This is a genomic window from Muribaculum sp. (assembly GCF_029051885.1).
Taxonomy (GTDB): domain Bacteria; phylum Bacteroidota; class Bacteroidia; order Bacteroidales; family Muribaculaceae; genus Muribaculum.
The window spans coordinates 1-23,085 of the sequence record NZ_JAIDKI010000092.1; the positions used below are offsets into that span (position 1 = coordinate 1).

General features: G+C 48.6%; 17 protein-coding genes. 6 read left to right on the forward strand and 11 right to left on the reverse strand.

Annotated features, from left to right (window positions below; genetic code table 11):
• Window positions 1-325 precede the first annotated feature (325 nt).
• The 10 genes from K2I50_RS04150 to aroQ all read right to left on the reverse strand — a co-directional run bounded on the left by K2I50_RS04150 (window position 326) and on the right by aroQ (window position 14,084).
• Window positions 326-2,902 carry a glycerophosphodiester phosphodiesterase family protein gene (locus K2I50_RS04150; protein ID WP_301024973.1) on the reverse strand — a complete coding sequence of 859 codons (2,577 nt, stop codon included), beginning with the start codon at window positions 2,900-2,902 and terminating at the stop codon, window positions 326-328.
• Window positions 2,903-2,911: 9 nt separating this feature from the next.
• The gene (locus K2I50_RS04155) at window positions 2,912-4,264 is read right to left on the reverse strand and encodes a RagB/SusD family nutrient uptake outer membrane protein (protein WP_526022948.1); all 1,353 of its coding nucleotides are present in this window, start codon (window positions 4,262-4,264) and stop codon (window positions 2,912-2,914) included.
• 18 nt (window positions 4,265-4,282) lie between these two features.
• Window positions 4,283-7,663, reverse strand: coding sequence for a SusC/RagA family TonB-linked outer membrane protein (locus K2I50_RS04160; RefSeq protein ID WP_301024975.1), 3,381 nt, complete (start codon window positions 7,661-7,663; stop codon window positions 4,283-4,285).
• 232 nt (window positions 7,664-7,895) lie between these two features.
• Window positions 7,896-8,873, reverse strand: a complete 978-nt coding sequence (locus K2I50_RS04165) for a FecR family protein (protein ID WP_301024976.1) — start codon at window positions 8,871-8,873, stop codon at window positions 7,896-7,898.
• Window positions 8,874-9,080: 207 nt separating this feature from the next.
• Window positions 9,081-9,659 (reverse strand): RNA polymerase sigma factor, encoded by a 579-nt coding sequence (locus tag K2I50_RS04170; protein ID WP_301024977.1) that lies wholly within the window; start codon window positions 9,657-9,659, stop codon window positions 9,081-9,083.
• Between the two features lie 167 nt (window positions 9,660-9,826).
• Window positions 9,827-11,071 (reverse strand): FtsX-like permease family protein, encoded by a 1,245-nt coding sequence (locus K2I50_RS04175; RefSeq protein WP_367279084.1) that lies wholly within the window; start codon window positions 11,069-11,071, stop codon window positions 9,827-9,829.
• 10 nt (window positions 11,072-11,081) lie between these two features.
• Window positions 11,082-11,471, reverse strand: coding sequence for a 30S ribosome-binding factor RbfA (gene rbfA, locus K2I50_RS04180; protein ID WP_301024979.1), 390 nt, complete (start codon window positions 11,469-11,471; stop codon window positions 11,082-11,084).
• Between the two features lie 67 nt (window positions 11,472-11,538).
• Window positions 11,539-12,183 carry an O-methyltransferase gene (locus tag K2I50_RS04185; protein WP_301024980.1) on the reverse strand — a complete coding sequence of 215 codons (645 nt, stop codon included), beginning with the start codon at window positions 12,181-12,183 and terminating at the stop codon, window positions 11,539-11,541.
• Window positions 12,170-13,624, reverse strand: coding sequence for a pyruvate kinase (gene pyk / locus K2I50_RS04190; RefSeq protein ID WP_301024981.1), 1,455 nt, complete (start codon window positions 13,622-13,624; stop codon window positions 12,170-12,172). Before pyk ends, K2I50_RS04185 begins: the two co-directional genes overlap by 14 nt.
• Window positions 13,625-13,655: 31 nt before the next feature.
• A complete protein-coding gene (aroQ, locus tag K2I50_RS04195) occupies window positions 13,656-14,084 on the reverse strand; it encodes a type II 3-dehydroquinate dehydratase (protein ID WP_301024982.1) in 429 nt (142 codons plus the stop codon).
• A 130-nt stretch (window positions 14,085-14,214) separates the two neighbouring features.
• Here aroQ and K2I50_RS04200 point away from each other — a divergent pair, with 130 nt between their 5' ends.
• The 6 genes from K2I50_RS04200 (at window position 14,215) to K2I50_RS04225 (ending at window position 22,078) form a co-directional block, all read left to right on the forward strand.
• The gene (locus K2I50_RS04200; protein ID WP_301024983.1) at window positions 14,215-15,312 is read left to right on the forward strand and encodes an endonuclease/exonuclease/phosphatase family protein; all 1,098 of its coding nucleotides are present in this window, start codon (window positions 14,215-14,217) and stop codon (window positions 15,310-15,312) included.
• 153 nt (window positions 15,313-15,465) lie between these two features.
• Entirely contained in the window at window positions 15,466-15,939 is a 474-nt protein-coding gene (rimP, locus tag K2I50_RS04205) for a ribosome assembly cofactor RimP (RefSeq protein WP_301024984.1), read from the forward strand.
• 20 nt (window positions 15,940-15,959) lie between these two features.
• A complete protein-coding gene (nusA, locus tag K2I50_RS04210) occupies window positions 15,960-17,216 on the forward strand; it encodes a transcription termination factor NusA (RefSeq protein WP_068961303.1) in 1,257 nt (418 codons plus the stop codon).
• A gap of 78 nt (window positions 17,217-17,294) precedes the next feature.
• Window positions 17,295-20,327, forward strand: a complete 3,033-nt coding sequence (gene infB, locus K2I50_RS04215) for a translation initiation factor IF-2 (protein ID WP_301024985.1) — start codon at window positions 17,295-17,297, stop codon at window positions 20,325-20,327.
• A gap of 29 nt (window positions 20,328-20,356) precedes the next feature.
• Window positions 20,357-20,842, forward strand: a complete 486-nt coding sequence (gene folK, locus K2I50_RS04220; RefSeq protein WP_301024986.1) for a 2-amino-4-hydroxy-6-hydroxymethyldihydropteridine diphosphokinase — start codon at window positions 20,357-20,359, stop codon at window positions 20,840-20,842.
• Window positions 20,843-20,872: 30 nt separating this feature from the next.
• Window positions 20,873-22,078, forward strand: coding sequence for a sensor histidine kinase (locus K2I50_RS04225; RefSeq protein WP_301024987.1), 1,206 nt, complete (start codon window positions 20,873-20,875; stop codon window positions 22,076-22,078).
• A gap of 18 nt (window positions 22,079-22,096) precedes the next feature.
• On the opposite strand, the gene K2I50_RS04230 is transcribed toward K2I50_RS04225, so the two are convergent.
• A complete protein-coding gene (locus tag K2I50_RS04230) occupies window positions 22,097-22,495 on the reverse strand; it encodes a hypothetical protein (protein WP_301024988.1) in 399 nt (132 codons plus the stop codon).
• Between the last annotated feature and the right edge of the window lie 590 nt (window positions 22,496-23,085).

Below are 23,085 nucleotides of genomic sequence, written 5' to 3' on the forward strand. Positions count from 1 at the left end.
CGCAGCCCCGTGGGGTGTTTCTCAAAAGCGAGTGCAAAGTTAGACACTTTCTGCATTACCTCCAAATTTTACAACAAAAAATTTATGCTATAAAACATTCTTCTTAAACTATACTTCTATCCCTCAAACAAATAACAATTATACTTTAACTTTTGTTTACATTTCGACTTCCCTTATATAATAATGTATACTATAATTTACCGGCCATAGCACAGACAACCACCCTTCAGACAATAATAGCATGTTTAACCCAATTTCCGAATACAACAAAGCGTCACGCCAAAGTTTTTTTCTTCAGCGCGACGCCATAAACATTATAATAATCTTATCTTAATCCCTTTGATTTCAGATATGGCCCCAGAATATCAGCATAATTAGTCTGAATTATATTAATTCCGTTATTAACTAATTTATCGACACCATCAAAATTACCAGCCGCCATGCTATTATCAGGCCCATTCAAAGAATTGGCATATGGCAGACCTCCTGCTTCTCTTATCTGAGCCACAATTGTTGCATTATTCATTCCATCGTCAGTTGACATCTGGAAAAGGAAAACTGAACCAAGAGCCGAAAAGCTATCAATCTGCGACTTTACTGCCACATATGGATGGATAAGCAGCGAGGGATAATCCTTCAACGCATTCGCAACACTCATTTTTCCACCGATGTATACTACAGTCTGATTGTCCATATCAAGACTCTGAATAAGGTTTGCCATAGTTATCAATGAATTGGTTGCATCTCCCGGGACAAGTTTGTTAGATATATCCAAATTGAAATATATCCTACCACGTCCATGCTTAAAAGCCTCCTCAAGTGTAGGCACTTTATAAGCCGTAGGTTTTCCGGTATTGTAATCCTTAAGAAAATACTGCTGAATCTGAGCATATGTCAAATCAGCAACCTTACCGGAGCCGGTAGTCGTACGATCAATCGTCTCATCATGCATCAGGACAAGCACTCCATCTTTAGTCGGACGCACGTCAATCTCAATAATCTCCGCACCGGCATTTACAGCACAATCAATTGCTGCAATAGAATTTTCAGGCACACCTGATTTTATACCAGCCCCGGTAATACCCCGATGTGCACACATCCATACTTTGCGAGGATTGGCAGCAAGCGACTTCATATCCTCTTTCATATTCCATGTAAGAGGAAGCTGACCGGAGTCCGAAGGATCGGTACCGGGATCTGACGATCCGCCACCGGCCACAACACGCGAAGTATGCCGAGCGTCTTTTCCACGCATAGGCCATGCCGACTGTGCTGCTCCTGTAATTCCATCATCATGAAGTGCAACCAGCGCGCTGGAAGTATTATTGGTGTTATTGGTTATTCCTATATATATAGTACCGTCATTTCCGATAGTCGGAGAACTCCATATCTTGCCGCCTCCAGCACTCCAGGCCGATGCCATGGGTGAATCACTCTCTGCAATCATGGCGGCGATATCCTTTTTCAGAACGAGCTGGTCATCTCCCGCTACAGGCTTTATGATATAATAGTTGCCTGATTCTGTTCCAAAATGTATATTTCCGGCCTGGTCAATGGCAGCACAGCCCGACACATCTTCGGCAATACCGTATTTCCACATGAACTGCCCTGCAGGTGACACACAATACACACCTCCGTTGAACTCTCCGGCAGTACGCTTGGCAGTCACAATAATCGAGCCATCAGAAGCCACAACCACACCGCCAAGATCAAGATTTCCGGTAATGCCTATCGAACAGCGCCAAAGTTCAGATCCGGAGGGTGATATCGCAAACACACACGACGTCCCGGCATGCTCACCTTGTGTAAGACGAGCACACCCATATATTGTGCCGTCAGCACCTACCGCAAGCGCACCATTACCCGTGTCGGAAGTCTTACCGTTAGACACCTGCCAATATGGCACATTTCCACCTGCGTCAAGAGCAGAAGACGAGCATCCGAACACACCGTTTTTAGCACCATACCATGCTACAGTAGTACCCGACAACACAAGTCCGCCTGTAACTCCTCCATTAGGTCCTCCGTCGTTTACCGACGAAGCAGCATATCCCGAACGAAAACCGGTAGACTTATCAACGGCAAGCACCGACCCTGCACCACCTGCATTACCGACATAAATATAATTATCACCAACAGGACATATTATATAATGTAATCGAGGCGTCGCTGCATTTCCCTTATTCCAGAATCCGGTATTCGCATCAGAGCTCATCACCCACTTCTTAGTACCGTCAGGATTAATTGCATACAACCGTGCAATCTTTCCAGATGTATTACCGGTTCCAAAATAAGATGTCCCATCAGCATCAATCGATGGTGACACATGGGTATTACCCTCAGGAGAAGGTCCGTCAGCAGCATTCCGGAGATCAAACTGCCATATCTGCCGTCCGGTAGAACCGTCAAATTTACGTGCGATATGATCCTCCGAGGTCATAAACACATAATTGTCATCACTCACAGCCGGAGCAATCGACCTTACAGCTCCAAGAGGCTGGTCAGCAACCCATTTAAGCACCATGTTGCCAACTTCCGGAAGTGGTTCCGGCTCAATCGACAATATCTTATGGGCCATTGCATAGCGCCCTTTACTATCACGTACATTAAGTGTTATTGTATAGGCGCCTATTTCATTGAACATCAAATGAGGCTCAGCTTCTGAAGATGTACGTCCGTCGCCGAAGTCCCATTCATATTCATATTTACCGCTGCCACCTTGTGTAGTATTCCTTATGAATACCTCCTCATTAGTGAGATAAAACGATTTCTCAAACGAGAACTGTGCGGTAAGCGAATCCTTGTCCACACATATATCGTCAGCACAGCCAGCCGCCACAACCGACAAAAACAGGCACAGCATTATATAGGGTTTTATAGCAAATGTTTTCATTTCAAGCATACTAAATGATTAATTTGTAGTTCCGTATCCCGGATTCTGAGGATAGTTGTCGGCTCCGGCCAGATCAATCTCAGTCTGGGGAATAGGCCAATACATTAGATGAGTACGACCATTAAGCGATTTAAACAAATCAAGTCTTCCGGTACGTTTCAAGTCATACCACCGGAATCCCTCGCAATATAGCTCACGTCTGCGTTCGTCAAGCACAAGATTCTGAAAATCAATATCATTCATTGACGCAGGCAGAGAGGCACTGCTATAACGCGCTTTAAGGAACTCTGTCATCGTCGACATACCGGCCAACGCTCCCTGAGCCTCGGCTTTTATGAGATATGCCTCGGCAAGACGCAACACAGGTATCGGTGTCTGACTCGGAGTCTCATTTTTCACAAACTGTCCCTCAAGTTCGTTGGGGAACTTTATTATGCGCGTAGCATCAGAGCCAAACACAGCCTTGCCTCGTATATCGCCTTGCCGATATTCAGCATCGGCATAGAGCCCGGCATAAAGTTCATGAGTGGCCGAATAGTTCCACGAGCCATCCACATCGTTGATATATTGATAAAACAGAATCGTAGATGTAGTGCGTTTGTTAGCAAGGGCAAACACCAGTTCTGAACTTACGCTATTGTATACAAACATCTTGGCCCAGTCAATCGATGTCTTAGTGAGTGACAACGCCGGCACACCAATCACCTTATCGGCTGCAGCCACAGCCTTATCATACTGTTTTGTCGCCAGATATACTCTGGCCTGCAATGCATTGCAGGCGGCTTTCGAGACATAGAAACGATCGTAGAAATCAGGCAGCAACTGCTCGGCCTTTTCAAGATCCTCTATAATAAACCGCCATACATCATCCTCATCAGACAACGGAACAACATCATATTGACGTTTACGCAATATCGAAGCCTTGCCCCAGCGAATCACGGCATTGTAATAGATGAGCGCACGGAAAAAGTAACCGGTACCACCGGCCGTGCGTACCATCTGAGCATTCTGATTGGAATTACCCTCGTAGTTCTCAATCAGGAAATTAACCTGCTTGAGCGAGGTGTAGCAATTACTCCAGCGCGACTTAACCGAAGCTGTCGACGGTGACATATCAAGCGGATCGGTAAGATTGCCACCGGGGCCCGACCGGAAATTCTCACCCATTACATCGCCATCCCACCACATGGCGCTCATATGGCTCTCCATTGTGGCATACACACCGTTGACCACCTTCGAGAGGTCAGACTCGGTCATCATGCCGGCATCAATCTTGTCTTTCGGCTTTATGTCATCGAGCATGTCGGCACAAGAACTCATAGCCACAGCCCCAATGACAACAACCAAAGTTCTGTATATCAAATTTCTCATTTTCATTTTAGTGGATTATTAGAAGGTTAAGTTAAGGCCCCAAATAAATGTGCGCATAATCGGCTGCAACCCGAAGTCCGAGCCATATCCTGTGCTCGACGGGTCGGCTGTATACGATGCTTCCGGATCATAGCCGGAATATTTGGTAAAGCACAGCAGGTTGTCGACAGTCATATACACACGCAGATTGTCGATACTCAGTTTACGCAACAAATTTTCAGGAAGAGTATATCCGAGTGTTACCGACTTGATTTTGAAATATGAACCATCCTCAAGAAAACGTGTAGAGGTCTGTCCGTTGTAGCCGTTGCCATTCGTGTAACCCTGATGCACACCGTTACCATAAATCATACGAGGCATCGTATTGGATGTCCCCTCACCTCGCCAGTAAGTCGTGGCTGCCGCTTTACTGATGTTATAAAACTGTACAACCTGTTCTGTCGCGTCGTGAACCTTTATTGAGGAGAATGAAGAACCCATATGCTCGGTACCCTCCGATCCGACGCCACGCCATCCGGCCATAATCTTGCCTCCATAGGAGAACTGTCCGAATATATTAAGGTCAAAACCTCGCCAGGAGCATGTCGATGTGATACCGCCATACCAATCAGGCGAAGCCTTCCCGACATTCATACGGTCAGCCTCAGAGATATCGCCGTCGCCATTATAATCGTAATAGCGGACGTCGCCGGCACGCACACCCTTTGCATACAGTTTGGCCGGCACCTCATCGTCGCGCTGATATATGCCATCCATACGGAGCATATAATATGTACTGAGTGGCTGACCGATTATAAGAGCATGCATATTGCCACCAACTTTATCATTGGCAGCACCCATCAGGATTATATCTGATCCGTCGATAAGTTTTACAAGTTTGTTTTTTACAAACGAGATATTGCCCGAAAGAGTCCACTTGAAATCGCCGGTGAGAATTTTACCGGTAAGAGCAAGTTCGACACCACGATTTTCGAGAGTACCGATATTTGATGAAATTGACGTATATCCAGTCGTCGAATTGACTGGCTTGGAATACAACAAATCGGTTGTACGCTGTAGAAACACATCGCCGGTAAACGACAGACGCTGATTCCACAACTCAACATCAACACCTACGTTGTACTGATTGGCCTTCTCCCATGTAAGCGAACGCGCATCCTGTGAAATCAGAAAACCGGCCGACTCATTATACGACGCACCACCGGCGCCAATAAGGGAAAGTGCAGCAAAGTTTCCGACGCCGGCCATCGAACCGGTCTTACCCCAGCTAAGGCGCAGCTTGGCATCGTTGACGATTGCATCTTTTGGGAAAAACTCCTCTTCGGTGGCACGCCATGCAAATGACACTGACGGGAAATAACCATAACGGCTACCTTTAGAGAATCGGCTCGAACCGTCGCAACGCAACGATGCGTTTACTATATAACGATTGTCCCAGTTAAGAGCCACACGCCCGAAGTATGACTCAAGCGAATAACCAGTATAACTTATATCGCCGGGAAAAATATTTGTTGACAGATTGATAAGGTCGAAACTCGATGACGGATACGCATCATTGGCATAGTTGTCGGAACGTGCGCCAAACTTATTATAAGTATAGCGCTCAAATGAGTGTCCGGCCATCACACTATATATAAGTCTATCGGCAGAATTATTATAAGTAAACACATTATCAATCACATAGCGGAACGATTGGTCCTTCTGCTCTGATACGGCGCCCCACCCCGAATTATTCTTACGAGCGTCATGACGCTCGGTCAGCTTCTTGGTAGTATTGTCGAGTATGGTATACAGACTGGCCTGAGGAGTCCACTTAAATCCCTGGAACGGAGTAATCTCCAGATTGAATACTCCCGAAAGATGATACTTCTTCAACGTCCATTTTTCCTCATTGATAAGCATCAGCGGATTATGACGCACAATCTCCACACCATTCTTCTTATAGCTTCCATCAGCATCATAAGCGCCATACCAGGGCTGAACCTCACGAGCCGTACGGAGCACCTTGAGTGAAGTCGAACTCTCCTCTACCTGATTATATTCCGAAGCCGCACCGGCAAGATTGATATTCAGCTTGAATATACGGTTGATTTTATGAGATATCTTCGTACGCAGATTATACTGTTTGAATGCTGACGTCTCTATAAATCCCTCCTGACGGTTGGCTCCAAACGATGCATAGAAATTTGTCGCATCGTTTCCTCCGGATATACTTATCGAACCCGTAGCTGTCTCTGTAGTCTCACGGGTAATCATCTTCATCCAGTCGGTCTCCTCTATTACAGAGGGCATATAAAACTGCACATTCTGCCCCATCTGGACATTATAATTGTCAATGGCAGCCTGCATTGCGTTGGCATATTCCGTAGCATTTGCCATCTCGATATCCTTGGCAAGTTTCCCGAAGCCGATACGGCCCGACACATCAATCTTAGTAGTGCCGCTCTTTCCGCTCTTGGTAGTAATAATCACTACTCCCGAATTGGCACGCGAACCGTATATTGCCGCTGCCGAAGCATCTTTCAGCACCTCTATACTTTCTATATCCGACGGATTGATATTTGGATAAGACTCTGCCGGAATACCATCGACCACATAAAGAGGCTTGCTGCCGCCATTGATTGAGCCCACACCACGCACCTGGATATTAGGAGTCGCGCCTGGCGTTCCGGATGAGTTGGATATATTGACACCGGGCACACGACCCTGAAGCATCTTGATTGGATTATAGTCGTTGGCCTGGTCGATATCATCAAGTTTCACCTTACTTATAGACGTGGTGACAAGTTTTGACGACTGTGTGCCATAGCCTACCACAACCACCTCGTCAAGAATCTCGGTGTTTTTGCTCAACACCACATTCGCAAATTTAGCCTTGTCCGAGGCGCTGATTTCCTGAGGTACAGTACCTATATACGATATTATGATTACAGCATCTGACGGAACCCCTGTCAACGTAAAATGTCCGTCAATATCCGTACTGGTTCCGGTTTTGGCTCCCTTGACCATTACAGATGCTCCTATTGCCGGGTCGCCCTCGCTTTCATAGACAGTGCCGGTAACTGTAACGCGGTTATCACCCGCAACAGGCTTCTTGGTTATAAGAATCTGTTTGTCCGACACTATTTTATATGTCAGACCCGTATTTTTCAAGGCTTGCTCAAGTACACGGGCCACAGGGACATTTTCCTGTCGGATTGTTACAGGGCCTTCATTTTCAAGCACTCCGTTGATGTAAGAGAAACGATATGACGTCTGCTTCTCAATCGTATCAAACAGGGTCTTCAGATTTGACTGATTAATATTGACCGTAACGCGTTGCTGTGCCAGTGCGCTACTACACAACATCAGCATAGCAAACAACCCGGTAATCAGCCGTGGTAGAATTGATTTGTACATAACTGCGATTGTCGGTATTAATTAGGTTTATAATTACACCTACTAATACATCACCGACAGCTATATTTTACTCTATTCAGAATATGTTATACAACATATTTTTTCATTCCGTCCACAACCGATGTCATACTTTCCTAAACGGGAATCACCGGATTAGCACCCTATACGCCAATATCTTAAATAAGAAGAGTCGCCTGAGCGAAAAATTGTTTATGAATCCTACGGCTGCCTTTCAGTCATACAGCGTCACCTCACTGTTGCTTACCGATATTCTGAGATTAGCTGTATATTCAAGTACAGAAAGAGCCTCCATCAGATTATTTGCAGGAAGCGTACCCGTAAACTCCATTTTACCGAGTTCGGCAGAGCCTAAAGTAATATGGAATGGCGCATAACATGTATTGAGCGACTCAACCACACTGCCAAGCGATGTATTCTCATAGTTAAGGCAAACGGCATCAGACTTACTGAACACATCTACAAGAGAACTGTCAGTAGAGACCGATATACGTCCTGACTCATAGTCAAGCGAAGCCAGACTGCCGGGATGCAACTCCACACTTTCGCCGGAGAGCTTCGACTGAAATCTTACAAGTCCCTCCTGTAAGTAAAGCCGCGCATTCTTTCCGTCATTTTCTGCCGAAAGATAAAATTCCGTACCGAGCACAGTCACATCAAGCATATCCGATGATATCGTAAACGGATTTTCCGGAATTCTCGCAATACAGAAATGGCCGGTACCGGAAAACTGTATACTCCGCTCGCCTTCGGCAGAAGGAGGCACATGATACGAGATGTACGACTGAGGCTTCATCGAGACTGCCGAACCGTCGGGAAACGTGACGCAGGTACCACCGGTATCATTAGCCGATATATATACATCATGTGCCGCCTCCGACATAGGCATACCTCCATGTGCAATATATCCAAGTCCCACACAAATTATTGCCGCAATTACACATGCCGCCGCCATAAAGGCTATACGCCATTTTGAATGTCCTTTACCAACAGCAATATGTATATTCCGTCGCAGACGTGATTCCACACTTTTAGGCAGGCGCTGTTCTCCACCTGCGCCATATGCCTCCCAGTCTTTTTCCAATATCCCGGCGAGCTCGTTATCCGACATTCCGTCAAGCAACTCCCTGAGCATTCTTACATCCTCAGCCGAAAGCTCATTATCTCTATATTTCTGAATAAGGTTATGCATATCTCATCCTATAAATTATAATCTCCACGAAATATTTCCCTGGCTCATTCCCTCCTGGCATAATGACTGCGACGGGCCACATACCACAGATAAGCGATTTCGGGCCTGTCGATAATGACTAATGCCGAAAAGACTCCGCCTGGAATATAAAGTTTTAAAAGTATTCATATACGTAATAATTTTTACGACTTACTTAATTTTCGTGACTTACTTAAGTATTGCGTTCGCGCCCATGATTGCAAGCAAAGTCATTCCTTCCAACAGATTTTTAAGCCTTTTTAGACCCATATGTATATTATTATACACCGTCTGCTTGCTGATATTCAATATCTCGGCAATCTCATCGACCGACATTCCCTCAAATCGCGACAGCTCGATAGCTCTACGCTGTTTTTCAGGAAGACGGTTTAGCGCATCGGACAGCTGGGCACAAAACTCATCATACTCCATATTATGCGACGCACTGTCAGCAATAATATCTGTATAATTCAGATAATCCTCATACACTCGAGAATTAACATTCGATCGGAGGGAATTGATAAGATAATGCTTGGCCATGACGAATAGCAACGGCCGCAATGACTCCGTAGACTTTATATGACCGCGTATGTTCCATAGCCTCACAAATACGTCATGTACAATCTCTTCGGCATCACAGGCCGACTTGGTATATCTGAGGCTAAAGTAATACAACTGCGACACATATCTACGGTACAAAGCATTGAATGCCTTATCCGAGCCTGAGCGCAATTCCAAAATCAATCGAGATTCCTCAGTTGACGACATGTCGCTAATTCAGAGAATATTTTAGAACTTATTAAGAGCTTGTTTATCCAAATAATACACCGTCTTTCACACGATTTACCGATACGACGATGACTTTTTTCAAAAATTTTTCTATCCGGGACAGGCGTTCACACAAAAACACGTGATATACAACACCATAGCCAGTATCACTCACCGACAGTAACCGACATGCGCCGCCGGGCTATCAGTGCAGTCAGCGACGATGTGATAAAGCCAACAACAGCCACCAAAGCAAGCACTACGAGCATGTCGCTTCCATCAAGACGCACCGGATATATATCTGTGGTCATCATGTCATGATTTCCACCCAGACGGATAAATCCCCAAAATTGCTGGGCCAGACACAACACAGCACCTACAGCCACACCTATGACACCTCCGATAAGCGAAATCAGCCATCCTTCTATCATAAATATACGTGCCACCATATATCGCGAGGCCCCCACGGCAAGCATAGTACGTATGTTGGCATCTTTCTCGATTACAAGCATACACAGAGTCGACACCACATTAAACGATGCAATGACAAGTATGAATGCAAGCATACAGAATGTTACCCACTTCTCCACTGAAATCATTCTGAACGATTCCTCCTGCTGGGCAATCCGATCTTTCACAATATAGCCTCCACCAAGCAATAGGCCAATACGGCTTGACACTTCATCCACTGACACACCGTCTGCAAGTTTCACATCCAGTGCCGTAGCCTCATCGGCATATTCAAGCAACCGGCGGGCTACCGATATCGGAATAATCATCCCGTCAGCATCTGTCTCCGCCTGATCAGTCTGATAAACTCCACTCACAACCAGAGTATCGGCTCTAAACGACATTGCAGGATTAGCCGTATTTATACGCCCTACCCTTCTTGGCACATACACTGCGACACGGCTTAGCGATGTAGGCCTCGCATCGAGAGTAAGTGCCGCGCCGACACTCAATGTCGTCATGTCACCCAGCACACTGTCATTAAGAGCAAACACCCCGTCTTCCTTTACTACCCTCACAATATCGGATATCATCCCGTAATTGTCAGTAACTCCGGTTATCTTCACCGGCATCTGCTTGTCTCCACATATGGCGAGAGCGCGCTCCTCTACCACCGGTTCCACAAATTCCACCCCTGAAATTCCACGCAGCTCCACCAAAATGGAATCTACACTCCCTATTATTTTCCCCTTGGCAGGCTCGATACGAATATCCGGAGACAATACGGAAGCCTGACTGAATGCAAGGTCGGTAAATCCATTGAATACCGACATTATACATACAATAGCCATAGAGGCCAACGCGACCCCGGCCAGGGAAATGACCGAAATCACATTGACCGCACTATGCGATTTTTTCGAGAAAAGATAGCGCCAAGCTATCCTGAGCGCAACCGTCGCCACGCCTCAGCAATCAGTCGTCATTGTTACCATCCTCATTGCCGCCATGACCGGGGTGAGCTTCCTTGTCGCGGGTAAGGAGATTGTCGATATTTTCCAGATAATCAAGCGAATCATCGAGGAAGAACGACAGTTCCGGAGTCTTACGCAACTGATAGCGCACCTTTTGGGCAAGCTCATAGCGTATTGTCTTGGAGTTATGGTTGATACTGTCGAGTATCTCATCGGCCTTATCCGAAGGGAAGACCGACAGATAAGCCTTCGCAACACTCAAATCAGGCGATACTCTTACTGTACTTACCGACACGAGCACACCCCGCAGTTTTGCGGTCTGCTGACGGAATATCTCGCTCAGTTCTTTCTGAAGCAGACGTGAAATCTTGGCTTGACGGGTAGTTTCCATATATAACTTGAATTTCTATTTATTAAGAGAATGTTTAATAATATAACACCTGACTTACCTCTATGGCTCAATCCTTTTTCCATATTATAGTAAGACCGTCGCGCAAAGGCAATATTACCTTCTCTACCGAAGTGTCAGCCGCGACCATACTGTTAAACTCCATGATTCCCATGGTCTGAGCGTCATGGGCATTGCCTTCGGTCATCTTGCCATACCACAATGTATTGTCGGCGATGATGAATCCGCCCTTGCGCACCAGAGGGAGCACCATCCGGTAATATTCGCAATACGAACGCTTGTTGGCATCAATAAAAACGATATCCCATGGCTCATCGCTGATCAGCGGCACGATTTCCGACGCATCGCCGACATGAAGATGAATCCGTCCACGATACCCCGATTTATCAAAATACCCTTCAATCATATCGGTAAGCTCATCATTGATTTCAACAGTGTGCACCTCGCCGCCTTCATCCATGCCTTCGGCAAGACATAATGCCGAGTAGCCGGTGAATGTGCCGAGCTCAAGCACCCTCCGCGGACGTATCATCCTCACAAGCATTTTCAGGATGCGGCCTTGCAGATGGCCAGAGCACATGTTTGAGTACAGACATCTCACATGTGTCGTACGATTAAGTTCGGCAAGCACAGCCGGCTCGGCATCAATATGCTCGAGTATATATCGCTCAGTATCGCTGTCAGTGAGAAGCATCCTCAAGATTAGGCAAGGTATACGACTGAAAATTTTCCATAATGGCCTCAACGCTGTTGATTTCCAGGAACGAGGTTCCATGTCCCTCTCCAAACGAGCCTCCCAGATATGCGATTCTGTCGGCCAATGTAAGACGTCCGCCCTCGATAAGGTGAGTCAAGGCATTCTGCAGGTATACTCTTGTAGTCTCCATGCGCGGCTGGTAAAGGGCCGACACACCATAACTGAGAGCAAGCAGGCGCACTACATATGGATAATAGCATATGGCCAGCGTCGGATAGCTCGCACGATATGACGAAATATAGCGGGCCGTGCGTCCGGTATAACTGTCGGTAAGTATCGCACGTGTGCCCAGAATATTGGTCGACACTACGGCCTGGCGTGCCAGAAACGAAGTCTGGTCAGCCTCCACTTTGGGAGTCGGACGATGCGACCCGAGCGAGCGCTCCATCTCCATCGCCACACGCGACATCGTAGCGATAGCCTCTACGGGATAATCACCATAGGCTGTCTCGCCGCTAAGCATCAAAGCATCGGTATGCTGTGTCACCGCATTTGCAATATCACTCACCTCAGCACGGGTCGGACGAGGATTGTTAATCATCGAATGAAGCATCTGCGTAGCCACAATCACAGGCTTATGCGCATCGATACACTTCTTTATAAGCTCATGCTGTATCACAGGAATACGCTCGGCCGCAACCTCTATTCCCAGATCGCCGCGGGCAATCATTATACCGTATGATACCTCAAGAATCTCATCAAAATTATCGATACCCTCCTGATTTTCAATCTTGGATATAATCTTAATATGAGAGTTGCGCGCATCAAGTATGCGCTGTATGTCAAGCACATCCTCAGCACTACGCACAAACGAATGCGCGATAAAATCGACATCAAGGTCAATCGCATACCCGATATTGCGGCGGTCACGCTCGGTAAGCGAGGGCAGTGCAATCTTTACCCCCGGTATATTCACACTCTTGCGCGAGCCAAGAGTACCGCCATTTTCGGCCACGGCATATATCTCTGCGCCTTGCACCTCCTTGACCAAAAATGACAATTCGCCGTCATCAATGAGTATGCGTGCGCCCGCGCTGATGTCATTTGCTATGTCGGCATATGAGAGGCATATTGTATCGTGAGTGGTAGCGCCTTCCGGGTTTCCTACAAACACTACTCTGTCGCCCGAACGAAACTCTATCTCGACATCCGCCTCATTGGTGGTAGTACGTATCTCAGGGCCCTTCGTATCCATAAGTATACCTATCGATGACGAAACCGCCCTTACGTTCTCTATTATCTTTTTGAAGCCGTCCAGCTGAAGATGGGCGGAATTCATACGCACCACATTCATTCCGTGGGCATAGAGCTCGCGCAGGAATTCCACATCACAGCGTCTATCGGATATTGTGGCTACTATCTTTGTAAACTTATTCATCCTTTTTATTTCCTTAATAATTGAACCATCTCTAACATGCACTTTCGACGAGAGCCTCTATGGCCAGCCTGTAGCTGTCAAGTCCGAAACCGGCGATTACTCCACGACACACCCCGGATATCATAGAATGATGGCGTATTGCCTCACGCGAATGCACATTACTTATATGAACCTCCACTACCGGTGTGCTTATGGCCGATATGCAATCGGCGATGGCAAGCGAGGTATGGGTATATGCACCGGCATTAAGCACGATTCCATCGGCCATACCGAACCCATATTCCTGAAGACGGTCTATGATATCGCCCTCATGATTGCTTTGGTAGTAATGCAGTTTATGTTGGGAATAACGCTTACGCAATTCATCCAGAAACCCTTCGAAATCCCGGTTTCCATAAATCCCCGGCTCCCTCACACCCAGAAGGTTGAGGTTGGGACCATTTAATATAAGTATATCCATAAATGGAAAGTTTCTGCAAAATTACAAAATTTTGCGTAATTTAGCGGCGAAAAGACAATCCGAATAAGGCTTGCTGACGGATTTTCAACCGACAATCAGAGCCGATTAAACCAATCCCCAACGTTCCACCATGCGCAGACTTCTACTAATGCCGTTCCTGGCAATCATTGTGGCCGCCATTGCCGTCACCACACCCAAAGCAGCTGCCGACAACCAGGCCGATGCATCTTCCGCACGGCAGTACCTTGTAGCCGGAGTCGCTTTCTATAATCTCGAAAACCTGTTTGACACAATCAACACCAACGGGACATACGATCTTGAATTCTCTCCCGAGGGTGCAAGAATGTGGAATTCCGACAAATACTGGAAAAAGATTGGCAACCTCGCCAAAGCTATATCCTCGTTCGACACCCCTGAAACGCCATTAGGTCCTGCCATAATCGGAATAAGCGAGATTGAAAACCGCAACGTGGTCGAAGACCTCGTGCGTGCCATCGACGACACCCTTGCCGCCAGAGGAAAACAACCATGGAATCTCCGGATTGTACATCACGACTCTCCCGACCGACGCGGTGTCGATGTAGGCTTGCTCTACAATCCCCTCTTCTTTACTCTCGAAAGCGTCAACAACCACCGCCTCGTAATCCCCGACCAGCCCGATTTTCTCACACGCGATCAGCTCGTAGTGTCAGGCACAATTTTCGATGCCCCGATGAGCTTCATCGTAAATCACTGGCCTTCACGCCTCGGCGGTCAAAAAGAGTCAAGCCCGCTTCGCGAAGCCGCGGCTACATTGTCGAAATCTATCGCCGACTCTTTGTGGAGCGTAAACCCCGACCAAGGTATCATCATCATGGGCGACCTCAACGATGACCCGTCCGACAAATCTTGTTCTGTGGCCCTCGGCGCTGTACGCGAACGCGAGCAGGCCGCACCCCACGGTTTCTACAACCCCTTTTGGTGGATTCTCGACAATGGCGTAGGCACACTATGCTACAAAGGAGAGTGGAATCTGTTCGACCAGATTATCGTTTCGGGCAATCTCATCCCCGGCACACCGGCAGGCATGCAATATTGGAAAGCAACAGTCCATAACTTCCCTTTCTTACGCACAAAGTCCGGTATATATAAAAACTATCCATTGCGCACATTCTCGCGCGGACAGTTCCTCAACGGCTACTCCGACCACTTCCCTACCGAAATATTCTTCGTAAAAGAAGTCAAATAGTTAAACTGTGTTAAATATTCAACTATGCATTATCTCTCCACTCCTCAATAGATTACTCTCACTTGCATTTTCACGACAATTTTATTAAATTTGCAGCATAATCGAGCTCGGAGGGGACCGCAAGTCCCCTCCGATTGTTTATAAACTCACAATATGATTGATAAAGATCTGCTTACAGCCACTGTAAATGAAGCCATAGAGGGCACACCGCTCTTTCTGGTTGATATTGACGTGCGCCCCGGCAATACAATAATAGTCGAAGTCGACAGCACCGACGGCGTTGACATCGACCAATGTGTGGCCATTACCCGAAAAATCGAGGAGCGATTCGACCGTGATGTCGAAGATTACGAACTTGAAGTAGGATCAGCAGGCCTAACATCGCCATTCAAAGTGCGCGGCCAGTACGTCAAGAATATCGGCAATCCGGTCGAAGTTCTTACTCGCGACGGACGCAAGCTAAAAGGCACTCTCACATCAGTGAGCGAAACCGACTCCTCTTTCGTAATAACAATAAAGACGAAAGTAAAGGAACCCGGCAAGAAAAAGCCTGTCGAGGTTGAAGAGCCGATTACTCTCACACCCGACGAATGCAAATACGTAAAATATCTTATTGAATTCAAGTAACCCAATACTACATATCCCCTATGGCTAAGAAAGAGGAATCCACCAATATGGTGGAACGTTTCGCCGAGTTCAAAGAGCTCAAGCACATCGACAAGACCACAATGATATCCGTGCTTGAAGAATCATTCCGTAACGTCCTTGCTAAAATGTTCGGCACCGACGAGAATCTCGACGTAATCATGAACCCCGACAAAGGCGACGTGCAGATATTCCAGAACCTTGAAGTCGTTCCCGACGGAGAGGTTCAGAATCCTTATACACAAATCTCGCTGTCCGACGCCCGCGCCGACAGCAATCCCGATGTGGAAATAGGAGAAGAGCATACACGCGAAATTATTTTCGAGAAATTCGGACGCCGTGCAATCCTCAATCTTCGCCAGACACTCCAGTCTAAGATTCTCGACCTTCAGAAAGAAGCCATCTTCGCTCAATTCAAAGGACGCGAAGGCGAACTCGTAAACGGTGAGGTATACCAGACATGGAGCAAAGAGACTCTGCTACTCGACTCCGAGGACAACGAGCTGCTGCTTCCCCGTCCCGAAGCCATACCCGGCGATTTCTTCCGCAAAGGAGAGAATGTACGCGCCGTGATAAAGACCGTAGAGAATAAAAACAACAATATACGCATTATCGTATCACGCACTTCCGAGGACTTCCTGCGCCGACTCTTCGAACTGGAAGTTCCCGAAATCCACGACGGGCTCATCAGCATCCGTGCAGTGGCCCGCATACCGGGCGAACGTGCGAAGATTGCAGTAGAAAGCTACGACGACCACATCGACCCTGTAGGAGCCTGCGTAGGCGTCAAAGGATCACGTATACATGGTATCGTACGCGAACTCCGCAACGAGAACATCGATGTGATTCCGTTCACAAAAAATACCGAGCTCTTTATCCAGCGTGCGCTCAGCCCGGCGAAAATCTCTTCAATGCGCCTCAATGAGGAAGAAAAGCGCGCCGAAGTATTCCTCCGCCCCGAAGAAGTGCCCCTCGCTATCGGTAAGAACGCCCTCAACATCAAACTTGCCTCCAAACTTACAGGCTACGTTATCGATGTATACCGTGACAACGGTGAGGACTTCAACGATGACATCTATCTCGACGAATTCAAAGACGAGATTGACGCATGGATTATCGACGCACTCAAGAGCATTGGATGCGTTACAGCAAAAAATGTCCTCGCTATGGACCGCCAGTCGATTATCGACAAAGCCGATCTCGAGGAAGACACTGTCGACAACCTGCTCTCGATTCTCAAGGCTGAATTTGAGGATTAACATCACCCCACGGGCAGCTCCTGCCGATTAGCGACCTCCCTCTTCAACCATCAACCGAAAAATTTCCCAAATCATTATATGGCGAATTACAAAATAAGCAAAGTAGCAAAAGACTTAAACATCGCGCTTCCTACTGTCATTGAATTCCTTCAGTCCAAAGGCATAAATATCGACATGAATCCCAATGCTCGGATTGATGAGAGTGCCTACGGCCTCCTGATGGGTGAATACAGCAGTGACAAGGCCGAAAAGAGCAAGTCGGAGAAGCTCTCATCCGACCGCCAGAAAGAGAGAGCGACACGTCCGGCAAAAGAGACAGCCTCAGAACCCCAGGAGATTAAAATCGGGCCTGCGGTACGTCCTACTGTTGTCGGACATATCGATCTTGACTCGAAAGGAGAGCCCGTGCGACAGAAAACAGAACCTAAGCCTGAACCAAAACCGGAACCTAAAGCAACACCGGCACAGCCTCAGGCTGAAAAAACGGAGTCGGCTCCTGCAAAGGAGACTCCGGTATCTGAACCCACACCTGCACCAAAACCTGTTGAAGTCACCGTGAAGCCCGAAGCTCCCGCAGTAGAGAAATCCACACCGGCACCTGTGGCCGAGTCACGCAGCGAACAGCGTCCTGAGCCAAAGCCCGTCGAAACACCGGCAAAAGAACCGGAAAAACAGGCAACCGCTCAGCCGGCAAAAGAAAAATCTGTAGCAACACCCAAGCCCGAACCTAAAAAAGAGGCGAAGGCTCCGGTAGTGACACCCATACAGAAGGAGGAAGCTCCCAAAGTAGAAGTAAAGAAAGAAGAGCCCGAGGTATTCACCACTCCGGGTTCACACCCCACACCACAGCTCAATGTAATCGGAAAGATTGACCTTTCCGCAATCAATCAGTCGACACGCCCGCGTCGCAAGACAAAGGAAGAACGCCGCAATGAGCGCAACGCAAAGGCTGCTGCAACCGGAGCCACGGGAACAGGAGCAAACGCCGCTGCCGGACAAGGCAAAAAACGCCGCAACCGCATTGGCAAGGAAAAGGTCGACATTGAGAAGACATCCAACCAGCAGCAGCCCGGACAGAACCGAGGAGGCAACAACAACCGCGGAGGAAACAATGCCGGCGGCAACAACAACGCCAACGGACGCAACCGCGACAATGCAAAGGGCAAAGACCGCAACCGTCGCAACGCTCCCCAGCAGGCTCCCGCATCGGAAGAGGATGTACAGAAACAGGTAAAAGAAACTCTCGCACGCCTTATCAATAAAGACAAAGGCCAGAAGAAAGGCGTAAAATGGCGTAAAGAGAAACGCGAGGCGTTCCACTCTCGCGAACGCGAGGCAGCAGAAGCCGAAGCAGCAGAAAGCCGTGTGCTGAAACTGACCGAATTCGTTACCGCCAACGACCTCGCCGTAATGATGGACGTGCCCATCAACGAAGTCATCGCCACATGTATGAATCTCGGTGTGATGGTATCCATCAACCAGCGTCTCGACGCCGAGACTATCAACATTGTAGCCGAAGAGTTCGGATTCCAGACCGAATATGTATCGGCCGAGGTAGTCGAAGCCATCCACCAGGAAGAGGACAACGAGGAAGACCTCGTCAACCGTCCGCCGATTGTGACTGTGATGGGCCACGTCGACCACGGTAAAACATCGCTGCTCGACTATATCCGCAACGCCAACGTAATCGCAGGCGAGGCCGGAGGTATCACACAGCATATCGGTGCATACAACGTAAAACTCGAGGACGGACGCCGCATCACATTCCTCGACACACCCGGTCACGAAGCGTTTACCGCCATGCGTGCCCGTGGTGCCAAGGTCACTGACCTCTGTATCATCATTGTTGCCGCCGACGACAACGTGATGCCACAGACTGTCGAAGCTATCAACCATGCATCTGCGGCAGGCGTTCCGATTGTGTTCGCAATCAACAAGATTGACAAGCCGGCAGCTAATCCCGACAAAATCAAGGAAGAGCTCGCCCAGATGAACTACCTCGTCGAAGAATGGGGTGGCAAATATCAGTCACAGGACGTTTCGGCCAAGAAGGGTCTCGGCGTAAACGAACTCATGGAGAAAGTACTCCTTGAGGCCGAAATGCTCGACCTTAAGGCCAACCCGTCGCGTCCGGCCACAGGCTCGATTATCGAGTCGTCGCTCGACAAAGGCCGCGGATATGTAGCCACCGTACTCGTACAGAACGGTACGCTCCGCGTAGGCGACATCGTACTGGCAGGCTCCAACTACGGTAAGGTAAAGGCCATGTTCAACGAGCGCAACCAGCGCGTGAAGGAGGCCGGACCCGCCACCCCGGTGCTCATCCTCGGCCTTAACGGCGCTCCCCAGGCAGGCGACACATTCAACGTGATGCCCACCGAACAGGAAGCTCGCGAAATTGCCAACAAGCGTGAGCAGCTCCAGCGCGAACTCGGCCTGCGCACCAACAAGCGTATCGGTCTCGAGGAAATCGGCCGCCGCCGCGCCATCGGCAACTTCCACGAGCTCAACATCATCGTCAAGGGCGACGTTGACGGCTCCATCGAGGCGCTCTCCGACTCGCTCATCAAGCTCTCGACCGAGGAGGTCAAGGTCAACGTGCTCCACAAGGCCGTCGGCGCCATCTCCGAAAGCGACGTCGCTCTGGCCGCCGCATCCGACGCCCTCATCATCGGCTTCCAGGTACGCCCGAGCCAGGCAGCACGCCGTGCCGCCGAGCGCGACGGAGTGGAAATTCGACTCTACTCGGTAATCTACCAGGCTATCGAGGAGGTGAAGGACGCTATGGAAGGCATGCTCGCCCCCGAAATCAAGGAAGAAGTCATCGGTACTGCCGAAGTGCTTCAGGTATACAAGATTTCCAAAGTCGGCACCATCGCCGGCGCGATTGTACGCGAAGGAAAAATCAAGCGTTCCTGCAAAGTGCGCCTGATTCGCGACGGTATCGTGCGCTACACCGGCGAACTCGGCTCGCTCAAGCGCTTCAAGGACGACGTTAAAGAGGTGCTCAGCGGCTACGACTGCGGTCTCTCGGTGGCCGGATACAACGACATCCAGGAAGGCGACTTTATTGAGGCATTCGAGGAAGTCGAAGTCAAGAAGACACTCTGACAACAGCAACTTAGGAAAAATTTCTGATAATGCCCGCAGCCTACATAAATATAGGCAGCAATCAGGGCGACCGACGGGCCAACATAGCCCGTGCGGTCGCCCTGATTGCTGATATGCTCCACGTCAAGCCAAGGCTCAGTCATGCCGTCGAGTCAGAGCCGTGGGGATATGAGTCAGCCTCTCCCTACATAAATATCGGTCTTGCATTTGACACCGTCCTCACTCCGGAAACACTGCTCGACACCCTGCTCTCCATCGAGCGGTCAATATCTGCGGCATCCCACCGCAAACCCGACGGCAGCTATGCCGACAGACTGATCGACATCGATCTTATTGCCTATGGCAATGCTGCTATCGAAATGTCATTGACCCCAGAGGGCAATCGCCTGACCCTCCCCCACCCGCGCATGCATCTGCGCGAATTTGTGCTGCTTCCTATGCAACAGCTTGCCCCGGAATGGAAGCATCCACTCACAGGGCATACCCCCGCAGAGATGCTCAATGCACTGAAATAATAAACAATCACCCTCCATCGTTATAAAATCATGGCAAATATCTACGACATGCGCCGCTACGGCACAGTGGCATTCCTGCTCATTGCAGTAGGACTCGCCGTGCTGTTTCTGTGCATCTCCGACAATATTGTCAAGAAGCTCGCCGAGCAAGAGCGCCAGCGGATGGAGATATGGGCCGATGCTACCCGGGAGATAGCAAATCCCGACACGTCATCCGACAACATCGATTTTCTTCTGAGCATAATCCAGAGCAACCGCAACATACCGGTGCTGCTCACCGACGACGAAGGCAACATACTTGACCAGCGCAACTTTGACCTGCCTGAGCCCCCCGACACACTCGACCCGCTATACATATCCCCAGTCAACCAGGCATTCCTCAACAATCGCCTCAACGCCCTGCGCAACACATCCAAAAAGATTGTGATCGACATACCCGGCGGAGAGTCGCAGTATCTCTACTACGAGGACAGCCGGCTGCTCCGCATGCTCGGCTACTACCCTTACATCCAGGTAGTGGTGATGCTTGTGTTTGTAGTGCTCGTATATTTTGCCGTAATCTCTACCAAAAAGGCCGAGCAAAACAAGGTGTGGGTAGGCCTGACCAAAGAGACAGCCCATCAGCTCGGCACACCCATCTCGTCGCTCATGGCATGGATGGAACTCCTCGAATCGCTTGGAGTAGACGCCGACATGGTAAAGGAGATGAACAAGGACGTGACACGCCTCTCCACCATAGCCTCACGATTCGGGAAGGTCGGTTCAAAGCCCACACTCGAGCCTGCCAACCTCAACACAGTAGTGAGCGATGCCGCATCATATATGTCGACACGCATCTCGTCGCGCATACACCTCACTGTTGACTGCTGCCACGGCCCGCTAATGGTCGATCTATCCGACTCACTCTTCCAGTGGGTAATGGAAAATCTCATTAAAAACGCCGTCGACGCCATGGAGGCCGAAGGCTCCATCACCGTCACTACCGGACGCTCCGACCGCAACGCATGGATTGAAGTCGCCGACACCGGAAAGGGTCTCCCGCGCAATCGGTTCAAGACCATATTCAACCCCGGCTACACAACAAAGAAACGCGGCTGGGGCCTCGGTCTCGCCCTCGCCCGCCGCATCATCGAGCAGTACCACCACGGCCGCATCTACGTAGCCGCCTCCGAGCTCGGCCGTGGCACCACTTTCCGCATCGAACTACCCCTTCTCTCCGCCTCACCCGTAGCCTGACCGCTCTTGTCATAGCCCTCATTTCCGAGACATGCGCAAGCGCACCACGGTATCAACACCAATCACCAGAAATAATACAGCAAAGCCTATTATCCTCGGCATCTCGCCAAATCTTACAGCCATCCACGTCAGATAGCCCATATACGCAGCAAAAATACCCTCCACTGCAACGTTTCGCCTTAAAAACGGCTCACGGAATATCCGTATAGCAAACACTCCCGGCCTGCCATTTCCATTTGGAAACACGCCTCCCCGGCTTGCTATCCCACAGATAAACAGCCAGCCCACAAACCGCAGCACCTCCTCCTCAAGCGAATCGCCAACATAGACCACATATTTCAGTAAATCATATCCCACAAAAGCAACCCCTACGAAAGCCGCCAAATTCCTTATACGTTCATAAATTTCATAACTCATAACCGATTATATTTCTTCTTTCTTTATTCTGCAAAAGTTCTTCCAACGATTATATACATCAATAGTGACAACCAGAATCAACATACCGAAACCAATATATCGAGGCAAGTCATCCCGAATTATCGCAATGACCATATAGTATATCAGATTTAACAATACTATCAATTCAAATCTAATAGCACCTTTTGATACCGGCTCTTTAAACACCCTGATACTAACTGTATGCCGGGCGCCAAGACGCAGAATTGACATAAAAAACAACCAGCCGGCTACCAGCCATATCGTTCCTACTAAATAATCAATAAAGTCATAAAAGACACATGCCAACCCTGTTATGACCATATACTTTAAAATCATGCGCATATCCATCTTATCCTTAAATTTTAAAGAATAACAACCGGTTCGTGACTGTCCTGGCAAGCACACATGGCAAACAGGATTGCAAAGGACATTAAAATGAAAATTACTTTTTTCATTGCTAAAGATTTAGAGCTTGTTTAATAATAAATGTTTCCGTCAGGGCGGTCAATCGTCGAGCATATTTTCGCTTGTGATGAGGGAGTTATGGGGTTCCATAACGACCGAAGAAC

Bases quoted from the DNA above. Each gene is read 5' to 3' on its own strand.
- folK (WP_301024986.1), top strand. From the start codon at position 20,357: ATGCCCGCAGCCTACATAAATATAGGCAGCAATCAGGGCGACCGACGG.
- K2I50_RS04200 (WP_301024983.1), top strand. From the start codon at position 14,215: ATGCGCAGACTTCTACTAATGCCGTTCCTGGCAATCATTGTGGCCGCC.
- K2I50_RS04160 (WP_301024975.1), bottom strand. From the start codon at position 7,663: ATGTACAAATCAATTCTACCACGGCTGATTACCGGGTTGTTTGCTATG.
- pyk (WP_301024981.1), bottom strand. From the start codon at position 13,624: ATGAATAAGTTTACAAAGATAGTAGCCACAATATCCGATAGACGCTGT.
- rimP (WP_301024984.1), top strand. From the start codon at position 15,466: ATGATTGATAAAGATCTGCTTACAGCCACTGTAAATGAAGCCATAGAG.
- nusA (WP_068961303.1), top strand. From the start codon at position 15,960: ATGGCTAAGAAAGAGGAATCCACCAATATGGTGGAACGTTTCGCCGAG.
- aroQ (WP_301024982.1), bottom strand. From the start codon at position 14,084: ATGGATATACTTATATTAAATGGTCCCAACCTCAACCTTCTGGGTGTG.
- K2I50_RS04185 (WP_301024980.1), bottom strand. From the start codon at position 12,183: ATGCTTCTCACTGACAGCGATACTGAGCGATATATACTCGAGCATATT.
- K2I50_RS04170 (WP_301024977.1), bottom strand. From the start codon at position 9,659: ATGTCGTCAACTGAGGAATCTCGATTGATTTTGGAATTGCGCTCAGGC.
- K2I50_RS04150 (WP_301024973.1), bottom strand. From the start codon at position 2,902: ATGCTTGAAATGAAAACATTTGCTATAAAACCCTATATAATGCTGTGC.
- K2I50_RS04230 (WP_301024988.1), bottom strand. From the start codon at position 22,495: ATGAGTTATGAAATTTATGAACGTATAAGGAATTTGGCGGCTTTCGTA.
- K2I50_RS04155 (WP_526022948.1), bottom strand. From the start codon at position 4,264: ATGAGAAATTTGATATACAGAACTTTGGTTGTTGTCATTGGGGCTGTG.
- rbfA (WP_301024979.1), bottom strand. From the start codon at position 11,471: ATGGAAACTACCCGTCAAGCCAAGATTTCACGTCTGCTTCAGAAAGAA.
- K2I50_RS04165 (WP_301024976.1), bottom strand. From the start codon at position 8,873: ATGCATAACCTTATTCAGAAATATAGAGATAATGAGCTTTCGGCTGAG.
- K2I50_RS04225 (WP_301024987.1), top strand. From the start codon at position 20,873: ATGGCAAATATCTACGACATGCGCCGCTACGGCACAGTGGCATTCCTG.
- infB (WP_301024985.1), top strand. From the start codon at position 17,295: ATGGCGAATTACAAAATAAGCAAAGTAGCAAAAGACTTAAACATCGCG.